The 11,127-nt window shown below is 71.1% G+C and carries 10 protein-coding genes; 7 read left to right on the top strand and 3 right to left on the bottom strand.

From position 1 onward, the window contains the following. Positions 1–81: 81 nt before the first annotated feature. Positions 82–810, bottom strand: coding sequence for an amino acid ABC transporter ATP-binding protein (locus tag RR1_RS17995; RefSeq protein ID WP_174555435.1), 729 nt, complete (start codon positions 808–810; stop codon positions 82–84). Between the two features lie 261 nt (positions 811–1,071). Here RR1_RS17995 and miaB point away from each other — a divergent pair, with 261 nt between their 5' ends. Continuing rightward, positions 1,072–2,598, top strand: a complete 1,527-nt coding sequence (gene miaB, locus RR1_RS18000) for a tRNA (N6-isopentenyl adenosine(37)-C2)-methylthiotransferase MiaB (RefSeq protein ID WP_010837638.1) — start codon at positions 1,072–1,074, stop codon at positions 2,596–2,598. Next, complete coding sequence (locus tag RR1_RS18005) at positions 2,595–3,185, top strand: Rv2732c family membrane protein (protein WP_040772633.1); 591 nt, start codon at positions 2,595–2,597, stop codon at positions 3,183–3,185. Before miaB ends, RR1_RS18005 begins: the two co-directional genes overlap by 4 nt. A 9-nt stretch (positions 3,186–3,194) precedes the next feature. Here the strand turns inward: RR1_RS18005 and RR1_RS18010 are convergent, their stop codons facing one another. Beyond that, on the bottom strand, positions 3,195–4,595 hold the full coding sequence (locus RR1_RS18010) for a DUF349 domain-containing protein (RefSeq protein ID WP_040772609.1): 1,401 nt from the start codon (positions 4,593–4,595) through the stop codon (positions 3,195–3,197). A 207-nt stretch (positions 4,596–4,802) separates the two neighbouring features. Here RR1_RS18010 and RR1_RS22075 point away from each other — a divergent pair, with 207 nt between their 5' ends. The 5 genes from RR1_RS22075 to RR1_RS18035 all read left to right on the top strand — a co-directional run bounded on the left by RR1_RS22075 (position 4,803) and on the right by RR1_RS18035 (position 10,052). Continuing rightward, positions 4,803–5,516, top strand: coding sequence for a class III extradiol ring-cleavage dioxygenase family protein (locus RR1_RS22075; protein WP_010837641.1), 714 nt, complete (start codon positions 4,803–4,805; stop codon positions 5,514–5,516). Continuing rightward, positions 5,504–6,469 (top strand): tRNA (adenosine(37)-N6)-dimethylallyltransferase MiaA, encoded by a 966-nt coding sequence (gene miaA, locus RR1_RS18020; RefSeq protein WP_010837642.1) that lies wholly within the window; start codon positions 5,504–5,506, stop codon positions 6,467–6,469. The genes RR1_RS22075 and miaA overlap by 13 nt, the downstream gene beginning before the upstream one ends. A gap of 52 nt (positions 6,470–6,521) precedes the next feature. Beyond that, positions 6,522–7,391: a diaminopimelate epimerase gene (gene dapF / locus RR1_RS18025; RefSeq protein ID WP_040772635.1), complete on the top strand. Its 870-nt coding sequence runs from the start codon at positions 6,522–6,524 to the stop codon at positions 7,389–7,391. Between the two features lie 91 nt (positions 7,392–7,482). Next, positions 7,483–9,006, top strand: a complete 1,524-nt coding sequence (gene hflX, locus RR1_RS18030) for a GTPase HflX (protein WP_010837644.1) — start codon at positions 7,483–7,485, stop codon at positions 9,004–9,006. Next, on the top strand, positions 9,003–10,052 hold the full coding sequence (locus RR1_RS18035) for a hypothetical protein (RefSeq protein ID WP_010837645.1): 1,050 nt from the start codon (positions 9,003–9,005) through the stop codon (positions 10,050–10,052). The genes hflX and RR1_RS18035 overlap by 4 nt, the downstream gene beginning before the upstream one ends. 32 nt (positions 10,053–10,084) lie before the next feature. Here the strand turns inward: RR1_RS18035 and RR1_RS18040 are convergent. Then, a partial coding sequence (locus tag RR1_RS18040; RefSeq protein ID WP_040772610.1) for a GMC family oxidoreductase occupies positions 10,085–11,127 on the bottom strand: 1,043 nt, incomplete at its 5' end.

Consider the following 11,127-nt stretch of genomic DNA (forward strand, 5'->3'; position numbering starts at 1 on the left):
AATGGATAATCCGAACGCTGCCGGTTCGGTTGTCGCCGCGCCGGAACAGCAGAAGCGCGAAGTCGGTGACTTCGGCTGGTGTCAGTGGCTGAGGATCTTGCCGAGGAAGTCCTTGGCGCGGTCCGACTTCGGGCTCGTGAAGAACGACTCCGGGTCGGTGTCCTCGACGATCTCGCCGTCCGCCATGAACAGGACGCGGTCGCCCGCGCGGCGCGCGAAGCCCATCTCGTGGGTGACGACGAGCATCGTCATGCCCTCCTTCGCGAGGGCAGTCATGACGTCGAGGACCTCGTTGACCATCTCGGGGTCGAGCGCCGAGGTGGGCTCGTCGAACAGCATGACCTTGGGGTCCATCGCGAGGGCGCGTGCGATGGCGACACGCTGCTGCTGTCCGCCGGAGAGCTGCGCGGGGTACTTCTCGGCCTGGTTCGCGATGCCGACGCGGTCGAGCAGTTCGAGTGCTCGCTTCTTGGCCTCGTCCTTGCCCTTCTTGCGGACCTTGAGCGGGCCGAGCATGACGTTCTCGAGGATCGTCTTGTGCGCGAACAGATTGAACTGCTGGAACACCATGCCGACGTCGGCGCGCAGCTGCGCGAGCGCGCGACCCTCCTCGGGGAGCGTCTTGCCGTCGATCGCGATCGAACCCGAGTCGATCGGTTCGAGCCGGTTGATGGTGCGGCACAGCGTCGACTTGCCCGACCCCGACGGTCCGAGCACGATGACGACCTGCCCGGCTGGGACGTCGAGCTGGATGTGCTTGAGCACGTGCAGATCACCGAACGTCTTCTCGACGTCGTGCATCGAGATCATCGGTGTGGCGTCACCCGCTGCGGGGACGACGGAGTCGTCGGCGTTCGTCATAATCGCAAACCTTAGGTGTAGACGGCGGAGTTCGCGCGAAGGATCGTGTCGGGTCGCTGCGAGCATTGGCACAGTACCGTCGAAGTGCTCGGGCGTGGTAACCCGATCCGGACAGTTCGGGCCCGAACGCACCGGGAATGCCCGTGGCTCCGGAGCCGTGAGTGCCGGGTGATTGGGTTCGCGCCACGCCCCGGCCGTACCCTGGAACGCGTGGATTCGAACGGTTCCGGCACGACGGACGCGCAGCGGACGTACGAGGTACGCACGTACGGATGCCAGATGAACGTGCACGACTCGGAACGGCTCGGCGGCCTGCTCGAGGATGCGGGCTATCGGCGGGCCGACCAGGGCGACTCGCCCGATCTGGTCGTCTTCAACACGTGCGCGGTCCGCGAGAACGCCGACAACAAGCTGTACGGCAATCTCAGTCATCTCGCGCCCGTGAAGGAAGCGAACCCCGGCATGCAGATCGCGGTCGGCGGGTGCCTCGCGCAGAAGGATCGCGACACCGTCGTCTCGCGTGCCCCCTACGTCGATGTGGTCTTCGGCACGCACAATCTCGGGTCGCTGCCCGCGCTGCTCGATCGCGCGCGGCACAACCGCCGTGCCGAGGTCGAGATCCTCGACGCGCTCGAGGCGTTCCCGTCGACGCTGCCGGCCAAGCGCGATTCGCCGTACTCGGGCTGGGTGTCGATCTCGGTGGGATGCAACAACACGTGCACCTTCTGCATCGTTCCGTCGCTGCGCGGCAAGGAGGTCGACCGCAGGCCGGGCGACATTCTCGCCGAGGTGCAGGCCCTCGTGAACGAGGGCGTCGCCGAGGTCACGCTGCTCGGCCAGAACGTCAACGCCTACGGGGTGTCGTTCGCCGATCCCGATGCCCCCCGTGATCGCGGCGCCTTCGCGAAGCTGTTGCGCGCGTGCGGAGAGATCGACGGGCTCGAGCGGGTCCGGTTCACCTCGCCGCACCCCGCCGAGTTCACCGACGACGTCATCGATGCGATGGCGCAGACCCCGAACGTGTGCCCGCAGCTGCACATGCCCCTGCAGTCCGGATCGGACCGCGTCCTCAAGGCGATGCGCAGGTCGTACCGGACGTCGAAGTTCCTCGGGATCCTCGACAAGGTGCGTGCCGCGATGCCGCACGCCGCGATCACGACCGACATCATCGTCGGGTTCCCGGGGGAGACCGAGGAGGACTTCCAGGGAACTCTCGACGTCGTCCGCCGGGCGCGGTTCTCGGGAGCGTTCACCTTCCAGTACTCGAAGCGGCCGGGAACGCCCGCCGCCGACATGGCCGATCAGCTCCCCAAGCACGTCGTGCAGGACCGCTACGAGCGGCTGATCGCGCTGCAGGAGGCCATCGGCCTCGAGGAGAATCGGAAGATCGTCGGACGCGAGGTGGAACTGCTCGTGACCGACGGCGACGGCCGCAAGAACGCCGCGACCGCGCGGATGAGCGGACGCGCCCGCGACGGCCGCCTCGTGCACTTCCGTCCGGAGGGAACGCTCGACGGCGCGATCCGTCCCGGCGATCTGGTGACCGTGACGGTCACCGGCGCGGCCCCCCACCACCTCGTCGCCGACGGCGACGTCCACGGTCACCGGCGCACCCGTGCCGGGGACTCCTTCGAATCCGGCGTCACCCCGAAGACCCCGCCCATCGGCGTCGGGCTCGGAATACCTGCGGTGGGGGCGCCCGCACCCGAACCAGCACAGATGGGATGCAGCGCATGAGCGACTCCGGCGACATGAGCGAACGCGAGACGTTCGCCCGCTACCGGGAGGAGGCCGACGCGACCGAGAAGAAGGTGGCGAGCGAGATCGATCCCGGCGCACGGGCTCTCGTCGTCGCCGTCGGCACCGTCGTGCTGCTGGTGTCGCTCGCGCTCCCGCACACCGGATCGGCGAGCGGATTCGACGTCCTCACGTTCGGCGAGCGCGCCGACGCCGAGGCGATCCGGGTGCCCTCGGTGCTGTTCGTGTGGTTCGCGCTCGTGTTCGGTGTCGTCGCGTCGATGCTCGCGCTCGTGACGCGCCGGTGGTTCGTCGCGTGGATCGCGGCGGCGGGCAGCGCGGTGTCGATGGTCTTCGGCATGTTCGCGATCTGGACCCGGCAGACCGCCCCCGACGTGACCGAGGCCGGTCCGGGCCTCGGGCTCGTTCTCGGATGGCTCACGATCATCGTGCTGACGTTCCACTGGGTCCGTGTCGTGTGGAGCAAGACCGCACGTCAGCTCGAGGCCGAAGAACGTCGCCGCGCGGCCGCCGCCGAGGCGGAGGAGCGTGGCGAGGGCGGGCCGGTGCTCGGCCCACCGCTCTGACGGACCGGCTCAGCCGCCGACGGCGCCTTCGGCGGCCTCGGCCCACTCGCGCCACTGCGCCGCCTGCTGGAGCGCCCGGTCCGCGTCCTTCTGCCGGCCTGCGGCGAGGGCCTTCTCGGCCTGATCCTCGAGCTGCGCGACCCGCTCGCGGAACTGCGCGGCGCGTGCGTGCGCTTCGGGATCGCTGCGTCGCCACTCGGCGTCGGACGCGTCCCTGACCTTGTGTTCGACGGCGCGGAGCCGGGACTCGAGGTCGTGCATCCGCTCGCGGGGAACCTTCCCGATCGCGTCCCACTTCTCCTGCAGTTCGCGCAGTGCCGCACGGGCGCCCGCGAGATCGCGCTCGGGGTCGACGTGCACCTCGGCGAGCAGCTTCTCCTTCGCCGCCGCGTTGTTCTCGAACTCGGCGTCGCGTTCGGAGTTCGCGGCGTTGCGCGCCGCGAAGAAGACGTCCTGAGCGCCCTTGAAACGCTTCCAGAGCGCGTCGTCGGAGTCGCGGGGCGCGCGGCCGGCGGCCTTCCACTCGGCGAGCAGTTCACGGAAGGCGGCGGACGTGGGGCCCCAGTCGGTGGAGTCGACCATCGCCTCGGCTCGCTCGACCAGCTCCTCCTTGCGGGCCTTCGCCGCCGCACGATCGCGGTCGAGTTCCGCGAAGTGGGCGCCGCGCCGGCGATTGAAGGCCTCACGTGCCTTGGAATAGCGCCGCCACAGCTGATCGTCGAGCTTGCGATCGACGCCGCGGATGGTCTTCCACTCGTCGAGGATCTCGCGCAGCCGGTCGCCCGCGGCCTTCCACTGCGTCGAATCCGCGGCGATCGCCTCGGCCTCGTCCGCGAGTGCGGCCTTGCGATCGGCGCTCTCCTGCCGCACCGTCTCGCGTTCGGCCTTCGCGGTCTCGGCGGCGACCTCCGAGTCGGCGGCGATGACACGCAGTCGCGCCTCGAGCGTCTCGACGTCGCCGACGACGGCGGCGTCCGGCAACGTCTCGATCAGGGTCAGTGCGGCTGCACGCGTCTTGCGCGGGTCGCCGCTGTGCGCGGACAGCCTCGCCTCGAGGAGGGCGACCTCCGTCGTGAGATCGTCGAATCGCCGTCCGAAGTGCGCGAGGCCCTCGGCGGCGTCGCCCGCCTGCCACGACCCGACGACGCGTTCGCCTGCCGTCGTGCGCAGCCACACGGTGCCGTCGTCGTCGACGCGGCCCCACTTCGCGGGATCGCTCGCGGGCAGGACCGGTGCGTGGGGCTCGGTCGCGGCGGCGGTGTGGGGACCAGGGCGCGGCACAGGACCGGGCTTGGGGGAGGGACCGGGCTTGGGGGACGAGCCGGGCTTCGGTGCGGAACCGGGCCCCGGCGTGGGACCGGGGTGCGTTGCGGGGTCGCGAACGCTCCCCGTGTCGTGGTTCTCGGTCATCGGTCGTCCACCTCTCTGCCGCGCGTCACGGCTGCCTGCGCACGTCCGGGCCCCGTGCCGCGGCCGGGTGCCTGTGTCGGATTCCCCGGGTGCTCGTGTCGGATTCCATTGAACCCGGTATCGGGCCGACGCGGCTATCGAATCACGTGGATCGGGACTCGCGGTGACGCGCGGGTCGTTTCGGGGGGTTCGGCTACCGTTGCTTCCGTGTTCGCCGCCGCAGGTTTCGTCCCGTCACCACCCGTGCTCGTCCCCGAACTCGCGGGCGGCGCGGACATCCACGACCTGCGCAAAGCCGTCGAATCCCTCGCCGGCACGCTCGCAGCCGCCGCAGATCGGTGGGTCGTGGTGGGGGCGGGCGACACGGACGACGTGCGCGAGTTGCGGGGCACGGGGACCTTCGCGGGCTTCGGCGCCGACGTCGCCGTGCATCTCGGCGGGAACGATCTCGGCGCGCCGGATCCGCTGATGCCGTTGCCCGGGCTGATCGCCGGGTGGGTGCGCGCCACCTGGACGCCGCACGTGGCGCTCGACGTCCGGCTCGTGCCGCGGGCCTGGGACCGAGCGCAGGCCACCGAATTCGGCCGCGGCCTGCGTGCCCGGCTCGATCGTGAGCGAGAGGTGAGCGCTGTGCTCGTCGTCGCGGACGGCGCCACGACGCTCACGGAGCGTGCCCCCGGCGCGTTCGACCACCGCGGGCCGGAGCTGCAGGCCCGCCTGGACGACGCGCTCGCCGGGGGCGATCCCTCCGCGCTCGCGGAGGTGCCGGGGGCGCTCGCCCGCGAGGTGGGTGTCTCGGCCGTCGCGGCCTGGTACACCCTCGCCGGGCTGTTCGACGGCGCCCCGCCCGCCGACGTCGTCGAGCTCTATCGCGCCGCCCCGTTCGGCGTCGGCTATCACGTGGGGGCGTGGCGCGGGTGAGCACGAACGAGGCCCCGCCGCCCCGGCCCGTCGCGATCGTCGGGCCGACGGCCACCGGAAAGTCGGCGCTCGCACTCGCCCTGGCGGAACACCGGGGCGGCGAGATCGTCAACATCGACGCGATGCAGCAGTACCGCGGGATGGACATCGGGACGGCCAAGGCGACCGTGCGCGAGCGCCGCGGCATCCCGCACCACCAGCTCGACGTCCTCGACGTCACCGAGACCGCGACGGTCGCGCGGTATCAGCGCGCGGCCGCTGCCGACATCGACGACATCCGGGCTCGCGGCCTCGTCCCGATCGTGGTCGGCGGGTCGATGATGTACGTCCAGGCGCTCTTCGACTCGTGGGAGCTGCCACCCACCGATCCCGAGGTGCGCGCCCGGTGGGAGCACGTTCTCGACACCGCCGGGGTCGACGCGGTGCACGCCGCGCTGCGCGAGCGCGATCCCGAGGCCGCGGCCACGATCCTTCCCACGGACGGGCGCCGGATGGTGCGGGCGCTCGAGGTCGTCGAGATCACGGGCGCACCGTTCGCGGCGTCGCAACCGCAGCGGGGACGGCCCCGCTGGGACGCGATCCTCGTCGGCATCGACCGCGACACCGACGAGCTCGATCGCCGCATCGCGCAGCGCACCGAGCGGATGTTCGACGACGGCCTCGTCGCGGAGGTCGCCCACCTCGCCGATCACGGCCTGCGGGAGGGGACGACCGCGCGTCGTGCGATCGGCTGCGCGCAGGTGCTCGAGTACTTGGACGGCGACGCCGACCTCGCGTACGCGCGCGAGCGCACCTTCATCGGGACCCGTCGCTACGTCCGGCGGCAGCGATCGTGGTTCCGCCGCGACGAGCGGATCACGTGGTTCGACGCAGCCGAATCCGACGTCGCCGAGCGCGTCGCGCGGCATGTCGACGACGTCTCGTCAGGGGAAGGCGACCGCCGCGCCGACTAGACTGCCGGGCATGGGTGACGCGGTTGGACTCGGGGACGGCCGGACGGCCGGCATCCCCTTCGTGAAGGGGCACGGCACGCAGAACGACTTCGTCGTCCTGCCGGACGAGGACGTCGGTGTGGACCTGCGGCCGGAGCGGGTAGCGGCACTGTGCGATCGCCGCCGTGGTCTCGGCGCCGACGGCGTGCTCCGCGTCGCGCGCGCCGGTGCCCTCGTGAGCGCGGGTGTGCTGGATGCGCTTCCGGACGGCGTGACCGGGGACGACTGGTTCATGGACTATCGCAACGCCGACGGCTCGATCGCGGAGATGTGCGGCAACGGCGTCCGCGTCTTCGCGCATCACCTGGTCGCGTCGGGGCTCGAGGAGCGCACCGAGTTCGTCGTCGGCAGCCGTGCCGGCGGGAAGCCGGTCGTCGTGCACGACGCCGACCCCGAGGCGGGTGACGTCACCGTCGACATGGGCGCCGTGCGGGTGCTGGGCGAGTCGACCGCCACGGTGTCGGGGCGGGTGTTCACGGGTGTCGGGATCGACGTGGGAAATCCGCATCTGGCCTGCGTCGACCCACACCTCACGGCGTCGTCGCTCGCCGCACTCGATCTCGGCGGCGCACCGGGCTTCGACCCGGGCGTCTTCCCGCAGGGCGTGAACGTCGAACTCGTGACGCCGCTCGAGAACGGCGCCGTCGACATGCGCGTCCACGAGCGTGGGGTCGGCGAGACCAGGTCGTGCGGTACGGGAACCGTCGCCGCGGCCGCTGCGGCGTTGCGCTACGACGGCCTCGACGAGGGCGCACTCACCGTCCGCGTCCCCGGCGGCGACGTCCTCGTGACGATCCACGGCGGTACGGCGACGCTGCGCGGTCCGTCGGTGCTGCTCGCCTCCGGATCGCTGTCGGAGCGGTGGTGGAAGACGCTCGGCTGAGCGCACCGCGCGGCCGAACCGGGCCCGACCGGGACGGCTGCCCGGAAAGTCGGGTGCGTACCGGCCGCGATCCGTGGGATCATGGTGGGGTATGACGAACACGCACGCGGCCGATGCCGCCACCGAACCGGACGCCGCAGCCGATGCCGGCGCCTCCTTCTCCTCGGATTCCTCCGATCGCACGGCAGCCGATGCGGGCCCCCGCGTGAGCCGCGGCGGCATCGCACCGTCGACCGGCGAGATGCAGCTCGACGACCGCGGCGCACTGCGTCGCGTCGCTGGCCTGTCCACCGAACTCGCCGACGTCACCGAGGTCGAGTACCGGCAGCTTCGCCTCGAACGGGTCGTCCTCGTGGGGGTGTGGACGTCCGGATCGGCCGCCCAGGCCGACGCGAGCATGGCCGAGCTCGCTGCGCTCGCCGAGACCGCGGGCTCCGAAGTCCTCGAAGGACTCGTGCAGCGCCGTGACCGACCCGACGCCGCGACCTACATCGGATCCGGCAAGGCGGAGGAACTGCGCGCCATCGTGCTCGCGACCGGCGCCGACACCGTCATCTGCGACGGCGAACTGACACCGGCGCAGCTCACCGCCCTCGAGCGCGTGGTCAAGGTCAAGGTGATCGACCGGACAGCGCTCATCCTCGACATCTTCGCGCAGCACGCGACGTCGCGCGAAGGCAAGGCGCAGGTCGCGCTCGCGCAGATGGAGTACATGATGCCGCGGCTGCGCGGCTGGGGTGAGTCGATGTCGCGCCAGGCGGGCGGCCGCGCCGGCAGCAACGGCGGTGTGGGTCTGCGCGGTCCCGGTGAGACGAAGATCGAGACGGACCGCCGCCGCATCCGCGAGCGCATGGCCAAGCTTCGCCGCGAGATCAAGGCGATGAAGGCCGCACGCGACACCAAACGCGATCGCCGCGTCCACGGCGCGACACCCAACGTCGCGATCGTCGGATACACCAACGCCGGCAAGTCGAGTCTGCTCAACGCCCTCACGGGCAGTGGCGTCCTCGTCCAGGACGCGCTGTTCGCGACGCTCGATCCGACGAGCCGCCGGGCGAAGCTCGACGACGGCCGCGAATACGTCCTCACCGACACCGTCGGATTCGTCCGTCACCTGCCGACGCAGCTCGTCGAGGCGTTCCGGTCGACGCTCGAGGAGGTCACGGACGCGGACCTGCTCATGCACGTCGTCGACGGCTCCGATGCGCTGCCGACCGAACAGATCAAGGCGGTACGCGAAGTCGTCACGGAGGTGCTGCGCGAGAGCGACGCGCCGCCGCCGCCCGAGCTGATCGTCGTGAACAAGATCGACGCCGCGGACCCGACGACGATCACCCAGCTCCGTGGGCTGCTCACCGGAGCCGTGTTCGTGTCGGCGAGGACGGGGGAGGGGATCGACGAACTCCGGGCGCGACTGGACGATCTGCTCGACCGCCCCGACGTCGAGATCGACGTCGTGATCCCGTACACGCGGGGCGATCTCGTCGCGCGCGTCCACGCCGAAGGCCGCATCCTGGAGAGCGCGCACGAAGGCGACGGCACCCACCTTCGCGCACTCGTCGCACCGCCGCTCGCGGGAGTGCTCGCGGAGTTCACGGGCTCGCCCGCCCGGTGAGGAGAGCGGTCGTCGCGGTCGCCTCGGCGGCCGTCGTCCTCACGGCGGGGACCGCTGCCGCCCAGCCCGCGCCGCGCGATGCAGCGATCGCGGACCTCGGCGACGCCGAGACGCTCTGTACCCCCACCGATCCGGATCCACGGCTCGACGAGATCTCCGGCCTCGCCGTCGATGGCGAGAGTCTCTACGTCGTCGGGGACAGCGGGTCCGACGACGCCGTCGCCGAACTCGGGCCGGACTGCTCCGTGCGGCGCTGGATTCCGCTGCCCGTGGACCCGTACGACGTCGAGGATCTCGCGCGCACGGCGGACGGCACGCTGTGGTTCGCCGACATCGGCGACAACGCGCGGCGTCGTGAGACCGTCGCGCTGATCTCCGTCGATCCGGCGACGGGCACCGGGACCCTGCACCGGCTCACGTACCCCGACGGCCCGCACGACGCCGAGACGATCCTCATGGGCGCCGACGGCGTCGCCGTGATCGTCACCAAGAACCTCTTCGGCCCGAGCGGGATCTACCGCACGCCGGTGCCGGTCGACCAGCTCGCCGAGCCGGGCCCGACGCCGCTCGAGGACATCGGGGATCTCGACCTCACGGAGCGTCAGGACGCGGGCGCCGCGCTGTCGGAGTCGGTCTTCACGGGCGGTGCGGTGGCGGCGGACGGCTCGGTCGGGGCGGTCCGCAGCTACAGCCACGTCCACCTGTTCGACCTCCGCGGCCGCGACATCGCGGCGGCGCTCACGGCTGGGCCCGACGTCACGGCGGAGCTGCCCCCGCAGCCGCAGGGCGAGGCCGTCGCGTTCGGCCCGAACGGCGATCTGCTCGTCGCGTCGGAGGCGCGGGGCGGGCCCCTGCCGCCGATCCTGCGGATCCCGGACGTCGTCGAACGTTTCCACGAGCAGCGGTCCGGGGACGGCGCGGCGTCGGCCGCACCGCCAGCCGAATCGCCCGCCGAGTCACCCGCGGCGGCGCCGTGGGTGCTGCTCGGCGGCGGCCTCCTCGCCGCAGCCGGCTCGTTCGCCCTGTGGCGGCGCCGCCGCTCGTGAGTGATCTTCCGGTCTCCACACCGGAAACTCGCTCACGAGCGCGAAGCGCCTCGGATGAGGTCGGCGCAGCGTTCGCCGATGAGCATCGTCGTGATGTTGGGGTTGACGGCGGTGATCTTCGGCATGACCGAGGCGTCGGCGACGCGCAGCCCCTCGACCCCCTTGACCCGCAACTCCGGGTCGAGCGGTGAATCGTCGTCGTCCGCGGCGCCCATCCGTACCGTCCCGACCGGGTGATAGACGGTGTTGTGCGTGCGGGTGATGTAGTCCGCGATCTCCTCGTCGGTCTGCACGTCCTCGCCGGGCGACAGCTCGCGGCCGGCCCACTCGGCCATCGCCGGCTGTGCCACGATCTCGCGCGCCCGTCGCACCCCCGCGATCATGATCGCCATGTCGTACGGGTCGGTGAAGTACTGCGGATCGACCTTCGGCTTGTCCCGGTAGTCGATGCTGCGCAGCCTCACCGTCCCCTTCGACCGCGCATGCGTCACGTTGGGTGTCAGGCAGAACGCGTTCTCCGACGTCGGATATCCCTGCCGCAGCGTGTGCATGTCGAACGGGATGCTGCCGTAGTGGAACATCAGGTCGGGACGGTCGAGGCCCTCCTCGGTGGGCGAGAAGATGCCGATCTCCCACCACTGCGTCGAGCGCGTCACCATGGGCTTGCGTGCCTCCCACTGCACGACGCCCTCGGGATGATCCTGCAGGTGCGAGCCGACGCCGGGGGAGTCGACGACGACATCGATGCCGACCTCGCGCAGATGATCCGCGGGACCGATCCCCGACAGCATGAGCAGCTTCGGCGAGTCGATCGCGCCGGCCGACAGCACCACCTCCTTGCGCGCAGTGATGCGGCGCGAGTGGATGCCGTCGGAGAGCACGACGTCGACGCCGATGCACCGGCCGTCCTCGACGGGGAGCTTGCGCGCCCAGTGGTCGGTGAGGATCGTGAGGTTCTCGCGCTCGAGGATCGGGTGCAGGTAGGACACCGACGACGACGAGCGCACGCCGTCCTCACGGCCGTTGATCTGGAAGAAGTTGGCGCCGTTGACGATCGTCTCGCCCTCGTTGAACT

It is taken from the genome of Rhodococcus rhodnii NBRC 100604 (genome assembly GCF_001894925.1).
GTDB classification, from domain to species: Bacteria; Actinomycetota; Actinomycetes; order Mycobacteriales; family Mycobacteriaceae; genus Rhodococcus_F; species Rhodococcus_F rhodnii.